The sequence below is a fragment of the Paraburkholderia flagellata genome (genome assembly GCF_021390645.1).
GTDB lineage: Bacteria > Pseudomonadota > Gammaproteobacteria > Burkholderiales > Burkholderiaceae > Paraburkholderia > Paraburkholderia flagellata.
Window position 1 is genome coordinate 1,021,471 of record NZ_JAJEJT010000003.1, and the last position, 14,431, is coordinate 1,035,901.

Annotated in this window: 12 protein-coding genes; 2 read left to right on the plus strand and 10 right to left on the minus strand. The window is 64.6% G+C overall.

Going from position 1 to position 14,431, the window contains the following annotated elements; all coding sequences use genetic code 11:
* The first annotated feature begins 132 nt into the window (after positions 1-132).
* Together L0U83_RS28300 and L0U83_RS28305 are read left to right on the plus strand one after the other, a co-directional pair.
* A complete protein-coding gene (locus L0U83_RS28300) occupies positions 133-2,907 on the plus strand; it encodes an HAD-IC family P-type ATPase (RefSeq protein WP_233887451.1) in 2,775 nt (924 codons plus the stop codon).
* A 39-nt stretch (positions 2,908-2,946) separates the two neighbouring features.
* Positions 2,947-4,689, plus strand: a complete 1,743-nt coding sequence (locus L0U83_RS28305; protein ID WP_233887452.1) for a Na/Pi cotransporter family protein — start codon at positions 2,947-2,949, stop codon at positions 4,687-4,689.
* Positions 4,690-4,720: 31 nt separating this feature from the next.
* Here the strand turns inward: L0U83_RS28305 and L0U83_RS28310 are convergent, their stop codons facing one another.
* The 10 genes from L0U83_RS28310 to L0U83_RS28355 form a co-directional block, all read right to left on the minus strand.
* Positions 4,721-6,241 (minus strand): ATP-binding cassette domain-containing protein, encoded by a 1,521-nt coding sequence (locus tag L0U83_RS28310; RefSeq protein WP_233887453.1) that lies wholly within the window; start codon positions 6,239-6,241, stop codon positions 4,721-4,723.
* On the minus strand, positions 6,241-7,164 hold the full coding sequence (locus L0U83_RS28315) for a branched-chain amino acid ABC transporter permease (RefSeq protein ID WP_233887454.1): 924 nt from the start codon (positions 7,162-7,164) through the stop codon (positions 6,241-6,243). Before L0U83_RS28315 ends, L0U83_RS28310 begins: the two co-directional genes overlap by 1 nt.
* A gap of 21 nt (positions 7,165-7,185) precedes the next feature.
* Positions 7,186-8,061: a branched-chain amino acid ABC transporter permease gene (locus tag L0U83_RS28320; RefSeq protein ID WP_233887455.1), complete on the minus strand. Its 876-nt coding sequence runs from the start codon at positions 8,059-8,061 to the stop codon at positions 7,186-7,188.
* Positions 8,062-8,148: 87 nt separating this feature from the next.
* Positions 8,149-9,414 carry an ABC transporter substrate-binding protein gene (locus tag L0U83_RS28325; protein ID WP_233887917.1) on the minus strand — a complete coding sequence of 422 codons (1,266 nt, stop codon included), beginning with the start codon at positions 9,412-9,414 and terminating at the stop codon, positions 8,149-8,151.
* A 212-nt stretch (positions 9,415-9,626) separates the two neighbouring features.
* On the minus strand, positions 9,627-10,073 hold the full coding sequence (locus L0U83_RS28330; RefSeq protein ID WP_233887456.1) for a lipocalin-like domain-containing protein: 447 nt from the start codon (positions 10,071-10,073) through the stop codon (positions 9,627-9,629).
* Between the two features lie 33 nt (positions 10,074-10,106).
* Positions 10,107-10,358 carry a hypothetical protein gene (locus L0U83_RS28335; RefSeq protein WP_233887457.1) on the minus strand — a complete coding sequence of 84 codons (252 nt, stop codon included), beginning with the start codon at positions 10,356-10,358 and terminating at the stop codon, positions 10,107-10,109.
* Between the two features lie 159 nt (positions 10,359-10,517).
* Complete coding sequence (locus L0U83_RS28340) at positions 10,518-10,928, minus strand: VOC family protein (RefSeq protein ID WP_233887458.1); 411 nt, start codon at positions 10,926-10,928, stop codon at positions 10,518-10,520.
* 76 nt (positions 10,929-11,004) lie between these two features.
* Positions 11,005-12,570 (minus strand): methyl-accepting chemotaxis protein, encoded by a 1,566-nt coding sequence (locus L0U83_RS28345; RefSeq protein WP_233887459.1) that lies wholly within the window; start codon positions 12,568-12,570, stop codon positions 11,005-11,007.
* A 239-nt stretch (positions 12,571-12,809) separates the two neighbouring features.
* Positions 12,810-13,250 (minus strand): CBS domain-containing protein, encoded by a 441-nt coding sequence (locus tag L0U83_RS28350; RefSeq protein ID WP_233887460.1) that lies wholly within the window; start codon positions 13,248-13,250, stop codon positions 12,810-12,812.
* 169 nt (positions 13,251-13,419) lie between these two features.
* Positions 13,420-14,430, minus strand: a complete 1,011-nt coding sequence (locus tag L0U83_RS28355; RefSeq protein ID WP_233887461.1) for a DUF2891 domain-containing protein — start codon at positions 14,428-14,430, stop codon at positions 13,420-13,422.
* Between the last annotated feature and the right edge of the window lies 1 nt (position 14,431).

The following is a 14,431-nucleotide window of genomic DNA, read 5'->3' on the forward strand; positions in this document are numbered from 1 at the left end:
CGTGGCAGGGAGATGTTGCCATACATCCCGCAGCGGCTGCCCCAAGCGGAAGCTGCACGGACCAGCTTGCGCGTGCCCGCTGCGAAAAAAACTTACTATTGCGTTGATTCTCTGTGCAACCAGGGGGCGAAGATGAGTTCTGCCGAAAGTGCGGCAACAGGCGCAACCGCGGCGCAGTGGCACGCCATGCCTGCCGACGAAATCGAGCGCCAGTTGAGCGTGAATCCGTCGCAAGGGCTCGATGTGGCGGACGCCGCACAGCGCCTCGCCACCCATGGGCCAAACGTGCTGCCCCAGGGGAAGAAAAGCGGCCCCCTCGTGCGGCTCCTTGCCCAGTTCAACAATGTGCTCATCTACGTGCTGCTCGCGGCCGGCTTCATCAAGCTGATGCTGAGCCTGTGGCTCGACGCCTCGATCATCTTCGCAGTGGTCATCCTCAACTCGTTGCTGGGTTTCCTGCAGGAAGGGCGCGCCGAGAAAGCACTCGACTCGATTCGCAACATGCTTTCCGCGGAAGCGCGCGTGCTGCGCGCCGGCGAGGTGCGCTTGATCCCCGCCGACGAGGTCGTGCCCGGCGACATCGTGCTGCTGGAGTCGGGCGACAAGATCCCCGCGGACATCCGCCTCGTCGAAGCGAGGAACCTGCGCACGGAAGAGGCCGCGCTCACGGGCGAGTCGGTGCCTGCGGAGAAGAACACCGGCGCGGTGCCGGCGCAAGCCACCGTCGGCGACCGCGAAAACATGGCGTTTTCCGGCACGATGGTCCTCTCGGGCCGCGCAACCGGCATCGTCGTCGCAACGGGCAGCCAGACGGAGCTTGGCCGCATCAACCAGATGCTCGCCGAGGTCAGCGCGCTGGAAACGCCGCTCCTTCGCCAGATCAAGAAGTTTGGATACGTCATTACGATTGCGATCGGCATCCTCAGCGTGCTGCTCTTCGCGTGGGGCCACTGGCTCGGCCACATGACCTTCATCCAGTTGTTCCAGGCGGTGGTCGGCATTGCGGTGTCGGTGATCCCCGAGGGCCTGCCCGCGCTCATCACCATCACGCTCGCGATTGGCGTGCAACGCATGGCGAAGCGCAACGCCATCATCCGCCGTCTGCCCGCCGTGGAAACGCTCGGTTCCGTCTCGCGCATCTGCTCGGATAAAACCGGCACGCTCACCCTCATGGAAATGATGGTGACCTCGGTCGTGACGGCGGACGCGCCCTATGAAGTGACCGGCGACGGCTATGCCCCCGAAGGCGAAGTCCGCGCGGGCGGCACGGCGCTCGGCGCCGCGCCGCCGGAAGTGCTCACGCTCATGGGCCGCGTATCGATCCTGTGCAACGACGCCGGGCTCTTTGAAGAAGACGGCAAATGGAAGGTGGAAGGCGACCCGACTGAGGGCGCGCTCTATCCGTTCGCCGGCAAGCTCGGCATGGACCGTGGAGCGGAAGCTGCTGCGGCGCCCCGCATCGACGGCATTCCCTTCGAGTCCGAGCACAAGTTCATGGCCACGCTGAACCGTTCGGAGCAAGGCGAGATGCTGCTCGTGAAGGGCGCGCCGGAAGTGATCATCGAGAACTGCGACCGCCAGCAGACGGCAACCGGCCCCGTACCACTGGATCGCGAGCGCTTCGCACGCGAAGGCGAACGGCTCGCCTCGCAGGGTGAACGCGTCCTCGCGTTGGCGTGGCTGCCCAACCCCGGCCTCGAAGTGGGCAACCTCGGCCCGCAGGACCTGCCGAAGACGCTCGTGTTGCTCGGCCTCGTCGGCCTCATGGACCCGCCTCGCAAAGAGGCGATCGACGCCGTGCGCGAATGCCACGGCGGCGGCATCCGTGTGACGATGATCACGGGCGACCACAAGGTCACGGCCGCCGCGATAGCGGGCATGCTCGGCATCGGCGACGGCAAGACGGCCGTGGCCGGCACCGAGATCGAGGCGATGAACGACGCCGCGCTGCAGGAATGCGTGCGCGAGGTGGATGTGTTCGCGCGCGCGAGCCCCGAGCACAAGCTGCGGCTCGTAAAGGCGATCCAGGCCAACCGCCAGGTGGTCGCCATGACGGGCGACGGCGTGAACGACGCGCCCGCGCTCAAGAAGGCCGATATCGGCGTGGCGATGGGCATCAAGGGCACGGAAGTGACGAAGGAAGCGGCAGGCATGATCCTCGCCGATGACAATTTCGCCTCGATCTCTGCGGCTGTGAAGGAAGGGCGCACGGTCTACAACAACATCGAAAAGGCCATGCTCTTCATGCTGCCGACGAATATCGCTCAAGGCGCCGTGATTGCCATTGCGATCCTGTTCGGCTTCACACTGCCGATCACCGCGCCGCAGGTGCTGTGGGTGAACATGGTCACCTCAGTCGCGCTCGGTCTCGTCATTTCCTTCGAGCCGCACGAGGACGACGTGATGCAGCGCCCGCCGCGTTCGATCGACCGGCCTATCGTCACGCCGTTCGGCGTGTGGCGCATTCTCTTTGTCGGCGCGGCGCTCGTGCTCTATACGCTCGCGGCGTTCTTCTGGATGAAGTCGCAGGGCGTGCCGGACTCGATGGCGCGCACAGCCGCCGTCAACGCCATCACGCTGGGACAGGTCTTCTATCTGCTCAACAGCCGCTCGCTGATCAATTCGGCGCTATCGGTGCGCGTGCACATGGGCAACCCGTATCTCTGGTACGGCATCGGCGCGGTCATCGTGCTGCAGATCCTGTTCACCTATACGCTGCCCTTTCATGCCGTATTCGAAACCGAGTCCCTGCCGCCCCAAGCCTGGCTGTGGCTCGTGGCCGGCGCGATCCTGTTCTTCCTCGTGGTGGAGACCGAGAAGCTCGTCATTCGCTCGATACCGGCGCTCAAGCGTTCTGTGAGCCCGCAGCCGCGCGGTGCGGCCACAAGGCAGTACCATGACGCGTAGAATCGTTTCGTCCCGACTCGAGAGCGAGGGCCCATCGCCATGCTGCCTGGTGCGCATCTGAATCTGGTCGAGGTGACTGGTCTGCTGGTTGGCGGTCTTGCCCTGTTCCTGTTCGGGCTGGACCTCTTGACGGGCGCGCTCAAGACAATTGCCGGTTCGCGCCTGCAATCGCTGCTGGGTTCGCTAACCGCCAACCGCTTTCGCGGCGTGCTTGCGGGCGCGGGCATCACGGCGCTGCTCAATTCGTCGACCATCACCACGGTGCTGCTGGTAGGTTTCGTTTCCGCGCGCCTCATGACGCTGCGGCAGTCCGTTCCGATGATCATGGGCGCCAACATCGGCTCGACGCTCACCGCGCAGATCATCGCGTTCAACATCTCGGCACTCGTGCCATTCATGCTCGCCGGCGGCTTCCTGCTCTACGGTTTCGCGAAACGCGAAACGCTGCGCGAGCTGGGCGGCGCGCTGCTCGGCCTCGGCCTGCTGTTCCTCGGCATCGAGATGATGGGCGACGCCACGCGGCCCCTGCGCGACTACCAGCCGTTCATCGACGCGATGCAGGACATGCGCAATCCGCTCATCGGCATCGTGATCGGCGCGGTATTCACGGCCATCGTGCAAAGCTCGGCGGCCACGCTCGCCATCGTCATCGCGCTCGGCAGCCAGGGGTTGATTCCGCTCGAATCGGGCATTGCGCTGATACTCGGCGCCAATGTGGGCACCTGTGGGACGGCGCTGCTCGCCTCGATCGGCAAGTCGGCGGAGGCGGCGCAGGTCGGTATCGTTCACCTGCTCTTCAACGTGCTTGGCGTGCTGTTCTTTGCGTTTGCGATTCCACAGTTCGCCGATTTCGTACGCATGATCTCGCCTTCCGCGCCCGAGCTGAGCGGCGCTGCGCGCCTCGCGGCGGAAACCCCGCGTCAGGCCGCCAACGCGCACACGGTGTTCAGCGTGTTCAGCACCTTCGTGCTGATCTGGTTCACCGGGCCCATTGCGAAGCTCGCCGAACGCCTGGCCCCGGCGCGCCGCGAAGCGTGGCAAGACCCAGGCGTGCCGCGCTACCTCGATGAAACGCTGGTCGAAATGCCGGCGCTCGCCATTGCCCGCGTGCAACTCGAACTGGCTTCACTCGGCGGGCTCGTGCAGCATCTGGTCGAGCATAGCGCCGAGCTCCTGGTAGAAAGCTCCTCGCACGCGCTTTCCACTGTGGCAAACGAGGACAAGGCGGCAGACTCGCTTGCCACCGCCATTCTCACCTATATCGGCAAGCTCTCCGACGCCGTGCACAGCGACGACGAAGGCCGGCAACTGGTGGATCTCGCGCGTATCGCGACGTGCCTCGACGCCATCCGCGAAGTGGCCACGACGAGCATGCTCGCGCTGAGCCAGAGGCGTGCCGCGCAAAGCGCAGACGTGAGCGTGTTGGCGAGCAACGCCGAGTTGCTGCAATTCGGCCGGTCCGTGATCGAGCATTTCACGCTTGCCGTGCAGATGATCGCGCACCCCGAGGCGGACGTCGTGACGCGCATCGTCAACGCCAAGCCGGATATCGAAGCGCTGTCCGACTCGGCGCGGCAACGCATCATGTCCGCGCTGCAGTTGCGCAACGAGGGCGCGGCGTTCGTTTTCCGCTTCGCCAATGACGTGATCGAGCAGCTCAACGAAGTGGCGCGACTCTCCCGCGCCATCGCCAAGGCCACGCGGTGGCTGCACGACGTGAAAGTGGTGGAACCTCAGGGCGCCGAGGTTGTGGCCGAAGTTGAGGCGCAGGCCCAGGCGTGAAGACGGCGCGCGCGCACGCGGTGCGTGGGCTTCAATGCGCAGCACCCGAGGTCAGAGCATCTGGATCGTTCGTGGGCACCGCTTCGAGAAAACCGCGCCCCATTTCCGCTTCGAAACGCGAAGCGCTCCCCTCCCAGATGATGCGCGCATGCTCCAGCACATAAACGCGGTCCGCGTGCGGCAAGGCGAAGCGAACGTTCTGCTCGCCTAGCAGCACGGTAATGGGCGTGGACTGCTGCAGCGCATCCAGCGCCTTCGATAACTGTTCGAGGATCACGGGCGCGAGCCCGAGCGTCGGCTCGTCGAGAATCAGAAGCTTGGGCTGGGGCATGAGCGCACGCGCAATGGCCAGCATTTGCTGCTCGCCGCCCGAAAGCGTGCGTGCGGTTTGGCCTTGCCGCGACTTGAGAATGGGAAAGAGGTCGAAGAGCCAGGTGAGCTGCTTTTTGCGCACTTCGTCCGAAAGATGATAGCCGCCGAGTTCGAGATTCTCGCGCACCGTCATGTCGCCAAACAGCTCGCGCGTTTCCGGGCATTGCACAAGGCCCGCGCGCGAAACGGCCGCTCCGCTCATGCCCTGCAAGTCGCGCCCGTCGAAGCGGATCGTCCCCTTGTATGGAAGGAGGCCCGAGAGCGCGTTGAAGAGCGTTGTCTTACCTGCGCCGTTGAGGCCGACCACCGAAACGAACTCGCCCTCGCGAACGTGGAGGCTCACGCCGTCGAGCGCGCAAGCCTTGCCGTACAGCACGCGCACGTCCGAGACCTCGAGGATGTCGCGCTTCGCCTCGCCCGCGACGCTCGAGCGCTGGCGCAATTCCAGCTTGCCACCCAGATACACGCGGCGCACCGTTTCGTCTTGCATCACTTCTTCGGCCGTGCCTTCGGCGACGTGCTCACCAAGGTACATGGCGAGCACGCGGTCGGCGAGCGCGGAAAGGCTCTTGACGTTGTGATCGACCAGCAGCACCGCGCGGCCCTCCGCGCGAAATCCGCGTATCAGCTCGGAGAATGCCTCCGATTCCGCAACCGTTAGTCCTGCGAAAGGCTCATCGACGAGCACAACCTTCGGATCGCGCGCAATCGCTTTGGCCATTTCCATGCGGCGCAGGTCGGCGAAAGGCAGCGTCGCGGGATGCCGATGCATGACGGCGGCAAGCCCCACGCGCGCGGCAATTTCTTGCGCGCGCTGATGCACGTGGGGTTCCGCCGCGAGCTTGACGAGCGAGTCCGGAAGCAGCGCGAGCTTGATGTGCTCCAGCACCGTTTGCCGATGCAGCGGCCGTGAATGCTGGAACACGATGCCCACGCCCGCACGCGCGATGCGGTGCGGCGCCCAGCCGGCCATCTCCACGCCGTTCACCTTGACCGAGCCCGCGTTGGGCCGCTCGATGCCCATGATGAGCTTCATCACGGTCGACTTGCCGGACCCGTTGGGACCGATCAGGCCCAGTATCTCGCCGGGCCGGATGTCGAAGCCAATGTCCTTCACCGCGACGAGACCGCCAAAGCGCTTGGTCAACCCGCGTACTGAGAGCAGCGGCGTGTCGTTCATTAGCGTTCCCTCGCACGCAGCAGGTTGCCGAGCAAGCCGTCCGGAAAGAACAGCAGCGCCGCGAGCGCGACGCCCGCGACGACGAACGTGTTGAGCTGGCCGAGCGGCCGCAGGAATTCGCCGGCCACGATCAGGAAAATCGAGCCGAGCACCGCGCCGAGTATCGTGCGCCGGCCGCCGAGCACGGCCGCGATGATGATCTGCACGCCTACGCTCAAATCCACCACCGTGCTCACGGAAGCCGTGCCTTGATAGAACACCAGCATCGCACCGGCCACCCCCGAAAAGACCGCGCTGATGCAAAAGGCCACTAGCTTGTGCCGCGTCACGTTGAAGCCCAGCGCCTGCGCGCCCGTGGCGTCCTGACCGCTGGCCTGCAGGATGAGGCCGATTGCCGAGCGGGAGAGGCCGAACAGCAGGATCGCGCATACCACCAGAAACGCCAGCGCGATCCAGTAGTTGTGGCTGGCGTCGACGGACATCACGTCGGGCACCATCATGCCGATCTCGCCGCCCGTCACGCCCGCGAAGATCACAATGGCGTTCTGCAGCAGCAGCACCGCCACGAGCGTGACGAGACCGAAGTACGGACCGCGCAGCCGCAGCGCGGGCACCGCGAGCAACAGCCCGCCCACCAGCGCGACGAGGCCGCCCGCGATCACGCAAACGGGTATTGGCAGCCCCCAATGGGCATCGATGATCGCTGCGGAGTAGGCACCGAGACCAATCAGGAACGTGGGGCCGAAATTGACCTCGCCGGCAAAGCCGAACAGCAAGTCCCACGACATTGCGAACACGCCGAAGTAATACGCGACGGTGAGCACGCCGAGGATGTAGCCCGACATCCACCACGGCAGCGTGGCCGCCGCGACGGCGAGCAACACGGCCACCCACACTCCACGCGAACGAAGAAGACCGGACATGTCGATGCTCCCTGCGTTCGGTTAGCGGCGGCCCAGGAAGCCCTGAGGCCGCACATACACGACGAGCACCAGCAGCAGCAGCGCGGGCAGTGGCCGCAGCGTCGGGGCAATGAGATACGCGGTGACGGTCTCCAGATAGCCAACGACATACGCGGCCATCAACGACCCGGAAACGCTGCCGAGGCCCCCCAGCACGACGATGGAGAAGGCGCTGGCCGTGAGCTGCCCGGCGTTGTTCGTGCTCACGCCGAGGAACGACGCGAGCAGCACGCCCGCAATGCCCGCCAGCACGCCGTAAATGGTCCACGCGAGCAGATAGATGCGCGAGAGTTCGAAGCCGAGCAGCGTGAGGCCGCGCGGATTCATCGAGGCCGCGAGCAGCGCCTTGCCCGCGCGCGTGCGGTTCACGAACAGCCACAACAGGCCGATCACCGCCCAGCAGACCACGGCGATCATGATCTCGTTGAACGGCACACGCACGCTGCCGATCATCGCCACGCCGCTGATGAGCGGGCGCATCGTCACCGGATTGTCGGTGAAGAGCCAGGCCATGCCCTGCTGGATCATGATGCCCCACAGCAGCGTGCCAGTGAGCACGAAAATCTCCTTCTCTTCGTTCGGAATGGCGGCGGAACGCTGGATAGGGCGCACCACCATCAGGTAGGTGACGTAGGCCGCGATAAGTCCCGCGACCACGCCGAGCAGCGTGCCGAGGTAGGTGCCGAGGCCGGCCTCGCCCGCAAGCATCCAGCCCATCAGCGCCGCGACGAGCATCACGCCGCCGTGCGCGAGATTCAATATGCCGGAGACGCCGAAAATCAGCGTAAAGCCGATGGCGCCGAGCGCGTAGAGCGAACTGATGGCAAAGCCGTCGATGAGAATCTGCAAGAGCAGCATGACCGGCCTTTCATTTGGGTGGGTCGCTGGATGCGCCATGCGGCCCGTCGTCAAACGAAGGGCCGCACGGCGCGACGCACTGCGAAGCTAGTTCGCGCTAGCCTGCTGGATCTTGATGAAGGTCGGGAACTTGACCTTGCCGTTCGCGACGGACTTCGGCCAGATCGCGATCTGTTTGCCGTCCTGCCACTGCAGGTTGATGCCGGTGATATAGCCCGGGCCGTACTTCAGCGCGTGCGTGAACTGATCGTTCTTGCCGTAGAACGCCCAGCGCCCGATCGTGCCTACGTAGTCGGTTTTCTCGAGCGCGGCGACCATCTGGTCCGGGTCGGTCGAGCCCTTGTTGCGCTTGATCGCGTCCGCAACGATGTAGACGAGGTCATACGTCGAGAAGCCGCAATACGCTGGCGACACACCGAACTTCTTCTGATACGCATCTGCGAAGGGCACCGTCTTCGGTGTGATCGCCACGCCAGGCGCGGCAGCCGACGCCGTAATCACCCCTTCGGTCGCACCGTTCGTGTCCTTCCAGAAACTCGTGGTCGTAGCCTGCGAGCTTTGACCCGACATCGGGATCGGCACCTGCTGGTCGTGCCATTGCACGGTTGGCTGCACGCCCACGTGGCTGATGCCCGTGGTGATCGTATCGGGGTGCCTGGCCTCGATCTGGTTGAAAATTGGTGTGAAGTCCGAAGTATCCGGATTGAAGCGGATATGATCGAGCACCTGGAGGCCGGCCTTGGGCAGGCATTCCATGAAGCGCTCGTCGAGCGGCTTGGTCCACGCCGCGTCCTCGCTCATCACGACCGTCGACTTCATCTTGAACTGGCCGACGAGAATATCGTGCGAGAAATCGCAAATCGACTGCGCGATGAACGCCGACGTCATCCAGCCGTGGAACGTGTACTTGTAGTGGTCGTAGTCGTCGTGGACGTGCTTCGAAATGTCGTTGCTCGCGGCGCCCGGAGTGATAAAGGGCATTTTCAGCCGCGCCGACCACGGCTCCATGGCGAGCGCCACTTCGCTGATATAGCTGCCGATCACGGCAACGACCTTGTCCTGGGTCGCCGCGCGCTGGAATGCGCGCACGCCGTCCGAGGCCGACGAGTGGTCGTCGTACGCGACGATCTCGATGGGACGGCCATCCACGCCGCCGCTCGCATTGATCTCGTCCGCGGCGAGTTGCGCCGCCTTGCTGATCGAGGCGCCTGCCACTGCGGACTCCTCACTGATCACGCCGATCTTGATCGGGTCGCTCGCGGCATGCGCGCCGGCCGCGAGGCCAAGCCCTGCTGCCACCATGCCCGTCGCCGCTACGCGATGAAGGTTTCGCCACACGCCGTCATTGGACATCATGCATCTCCGATTCGCCAGGATCGTTGAGGAACCTCTGCCCGCTACATTGCAGCTTTGAAGAATGCGCCCACAACAGTATCACCAGCCTTTGCGCGCTCAATCGGTACAAACGATGACAGGTAACGTCAAGCTTGCATGGTGCATAGCGGCAAGAAAATGCGCTTCCCCGCGCGGCTGCGGACGTTGCGCGCAGCACTTCGCCGTGCCGTCTATTCGACCTTCAGCCACACCAGCTCGGAAATGCATTCCTTGCCCGTCACCGGATTGCGGGCGGGCAGCGTCGTGATGTGCAGGTATTTGCCGTCGATTCTGAAACGGCGCAACTGAATCGTCCCCGTCCATGATTCATTCCACGAAGTGTCGACATGGTGACTCACCAGGTCGCCCTCGATGCTCCACGTCCCCGCGTAGGCGCACAAGCCGTTGAATAGCGCGATGCGCTCGGCGTCGGTTGGCACGAGGTCGGCTGGCGCGTTGCGGTTCTCCTCGAGCAGAATCGCGTACATACGCTTGTCGGCACCGTAGTTGAGATAGCCGACGGGGTGTGCGCCGAACAGATCGGTCTTTTCTCCAGTGGCCAGGTCTTCGGTCGTGAAAGATTGCAGCTTCCATGTGCCCAGCAGCGCAGCGCTGCCGGTTTGCCGTGCTCGTGCCATGGCCTTCCCCTTCAGCACAACCTGAGCGGTACGCTAGCGCTCCTTGCCCCAGCGCCAGCGAGGCGGCTCGCCCTTGAGCCAGCACACTGCGCAAAGCGCGAGCGTGGCGAGTATCACAAGCCCCGCAAACGCGAGCGCATGCCGATGCGGTTCAAAAAAAACAGCGATCAAACAGATCGACAGTACATACGCGGCTAGCGCTGCCCAACCCTGCCAGGTGAGCGGAAGGCCCCACCCCCAGCCATAGCGTTTGGCGCGAAACCAGTATTTTCCAGTGCCTGACATTTCCCCTTCTCCCACGAATCGCATTGCGGTCTCTTTGTGCATCATCCGCGTGCACGTGGGCGTTTGGCAACCGCATTGCGGCCCTGCCTTGCGCCGGGCCAATCCTGATCGAGAAGGAATACGAAATTTTTAAGGGGATGGATTTGCGCGTCCTGCACGTTAGGCAAGGTCAGGCGCGGATGCCGAATGGCACACCGCCTCGACGCGGTTGCCAGCAGGATCGACAAGAAAGGCGGCATAGTAGTCGGCGTGATAATGCGGCCGCAAGCCTGGATCGCCATCCGAGCGGCCGTCCGCAGCGCAGCCAGCCGCATGGAATGCATCGACCTGCTCGCGCGAAGCGGCCTTGAAGCACCAGTGCCGTTTGTTCGGCCCGATGGCGCTTTCATCCAGATAGACCGAGAAATACGACGATTGTGTTTCGGCGGCGTCGCAACGCTCACCGTAGCCAAGCGCGTTGGGGCGGTCGTAGACCTTGAGGGCGCCCAGCGCGTTCATGATCGCGTCGTAAAAGAGGCGCGCGGCATCGAGATCGGGAACGCCGATCGAAACGTGATCGAGAAGCTGCATGGTGTCCGAGGTCCGCAGTCGTCAATGCGCGACTATACCGGCGAATCACACCATGCGGCATGCGCGTTCGTGCGCGTTACCCCGCGCGCGTGGTGCGGAACACCGAAACCGCGGCATTGAGCCGGTGCGCTTCGTTTTCGAGCGACGAAGCCGCGGCCGTTGCCTGCTCGACGAGTGCCGCGTTCTGCTGAGTCACGAGGTCCATCTGTCCAACCGCGATGTTGACCTGATCGATGCCCGTGCTCTGCTCTGCAGCCGCCGATGCAATCTCATTCATGATCGCGCTCACGCGCGCGATCGCTTCGACGATCTCGGTCATCGTCGAGCCCGAACGCTCGACGAGGCCCGCGCCTGTCTCCACGCGCGACGTCGACGATTCGATCAGCTCTTTGATCTCCTTGGCCGCCGCGGCGCTGCGCTGCGCGAGCGAGCGCACTTCGCTCGCTACCACCGCGAAGCCACGCCCCTCCTCGCCCGCGCGCGCCGCCTCCACGGCCGCGTTGAGCGCGAGAATGTTGGTCTGGAACGCAATGGCCTCGATCACGCCGACGATCTCGCCCACGCGCCGCGAGTCGCCCACGATGTCCTGCATCGTGCCGACCACTTCGCGCGAGAGCGCACCGCCCTGCGCAGCGAGACCGGAAGCGCCCTCGGCGAGCGTGCTGGCCTGGCGGGCGTTTTCGGCGGTCTGCTTGACGGTGGAGGTCAACTCTTCGATGCTCGCAGCCGTTTGCTCGAGCGACGCGGCCTGCTCCTCGGTGCGCTGCGAAAGATCCGTGTTGCCCGCGGCAATCTCGCTTACGCCCTTGTCGATCGACAGCGCGCCTTCGCGCACGCTGCTGACCGTCTTGATGAGCGCATCCTGCATCTGCCGCAACGCGGCCTGCAGGCGGCCCATTTCGTTGTTGCTCGTCGTCTGAACCGTGCCGCTCAGATCTCCGGCGGCGATGTGCTGGAACTGCGCGATAGCCGCGTCGACGGGATGCACGATCGCTCGCATGAGCGCGGCGCGGCCAATCCATGCGAGCAGCAGCGAAAGCACCATGCCCACGGCCACCGCGATGCTCACCGCGTTGAAGCGGTCCTGCGCTTCCTGGTAGCGCTGCGCGCCGAGGTCGATCTGGCGCTTCTCCAGCACGAGCATCGCCTTTTCGTAGTTGCTGTAGAGCGCCGGCAGCTTGTGGCCCTGCAGTTCCTGGAACGCGGTCTTGTCGCCGGCCTTGAGTGCCGCTAGCGCCGGATCGACGCCGTCGTGCAGGAAGCTGTTGCGCTTGGCCTGCATGTCGGCGATGAGATCCTGCGCTTCGCCTTCGCCGCTCGCAATCGACAGATAGTGGTCCAGACGCTCGTTCGAGTTCTTCAGGTACTGGTCGAAGCGCTTGAGCACCGCGTCCGCGGCGTCGTGGTCGCCGAGTTCGGAAAGCGATGCGTTGGTGGCGAGCGCGAGGCGCAGTCGCAGCAACTGGCCGGCACTGCCTTCGAGGTCTGCGACGGCCGGCGTATCGACGGTGTACATCGTGCGCAGCGACTCGTTGCCCGCTCGCATCGACAGGAGTCCTGTGGCAGCCCCGCCAATCAGGACGATGCCGAAGAAGGCGATCATCACGGTCAGGCTTGCGCGTATTGACAGCTTGTGAAGCATTCCTGGTCTCTCTCCCTGGGAGGCCCGGCTCTGGAGGCCACGCGTGTCCCAGTCGTATTTCATCGAATGTTCCGGGGCGCTTACCCAGTGCAGCCCGGTCGTTCAGGCTGTTTAAGCGTCCAGTACATAACAACGGCAGGAGAGGTTGCGAACTTTATGGTTCGTCGCAAAGAAGCACGACCGTTAGCAACACTTCGTAATACGGACCGCGACGTGAGATGCGTGCGAGTCGATGCGCATCACGCGCCGGCTTCCTCCGCGCCCGGCGCGCCCTCGTCCATCGGCGCGAGATAGCGCAGCACGTCGCGCCAGCTCACGATGCCCACGGGACGGAATTCGGCATCGACGATGGGGATGCACGAAATCGTGTTGGCGAGAAAGAGGGCCGCAGCTTCGGAAAGGCTCGACTCGGGCCGCAGCGTAAGCGGCTTGCGGCTCATGATCTGATGCACGCGTTTGTTGAGCGTGCCGAGGTCGCGCGCGGATTCGACCACGCTGTCGATGAACGGGCTGATTGCGCGCAGCAGGTCGCGGTCGGAGACGACGCCTTGCAGCTTGCCCTCGTCGACCACGAGCAGATGGTGGAAGCTCGCTTGCGCGAAGATCTCGCGCACCGTTGCGAGCGTATCGTCGAAACCGACGGTGACGACGCGGCTCGTCATGAATTTCTCTACTTGCATACCTTCCAGACCTGAGTGGGTTCGACGTCCCGAGCCGCACCATGCATTGCAGATTCCGGCGGCGGCTCGGGGCTTCAGCCCGTTATATCGACCGCGAACACGGAAATCTTCAGTCTGGAAAGCGGCGTGGGGCGCACGCACGGCACGCCCCACACGTTTCATGCGTTTGTCACGCTTCGAGCGCGAGCGTCGCGAACGTGGCGAGCCAGTGCTCGCCCATATAGTCGCCAGCCACGTGGTCGAGCGCGCTGGCCAGATGCACTTGCGCGGCATCGTTGAGCACGGCCACGCGTGCGTCGCCGGCGGGCAGTGCGCGTGCGAGCGCGCGCTGGCACCACGCGCGGCTCAGGTTGAGCCCGTCCAGGTGGGCGATCTTGCCGTCGCTGCGGTCGGTCACGGTAGCCGGCGTAAAGAGCGTGGCGGGCTCGTTCGCCGCGAGGTTGGGCAAGAAGCGCGTGAACCACGGCTCGAAATCCGGCGCGCGCAATACGCGGCTCATCAGCAAGGCCACGCTCAGCGCGGGCGAAAGGAATTCGTCGCCGCCTGGTTCCCACGCCTGGCAGCCCGCGTCGTTTGCGTGCCAGCGCGAGGCGGTGTCTTCGATCAGCGTCGCGAGCGTTGGGCGCGACGTGGCTTTCGCGAAGTCGTACGCGAGCGTGAGTGCGAACGCCGTATTGAAGTGCGTGCCCACGCGCAGCGGATAAGTCGCCTTCGGCAGGAATTCCTCGAAGCGCTCGACGAACCACTCGGTCAGCGGCGCCAGCGCCGCCTTCCAGCGCGCGGCCTGCGGCAGCTTCAACGCGTCGACTTGCGCCGCGAGCGCAAGCAGCCACGCCCAGCCATAAGGCCGCTCGAAGCCGCGGTTGTGCGCGAGCGTGAGGTAGGCCATCTCGCCAGCCATCTTCTCCGGCGTGAAATGCTCGTCGACCACGGCGACGATCTGCGGCGCCTCGGGCAACTCGGGAAAACGCTCCAGCAGATGCAGCACGAGCCAGTAGCCGTGCACGCACGAATGCCAGTCGTAGCTGCCGTAAAAGACCGGGTGCAGCGCGCGCGGGCCCTGCACGTCCTGAGGGCCTTCGAGCGAGTGAGTCAGCTTGTTCGGATACTCGCGCGTGAGGTGGGCGAGCGCGAGCGCGGCGAACTTCGAGGCATGGGCGGCGGTGAGGTGTGTGGTCATC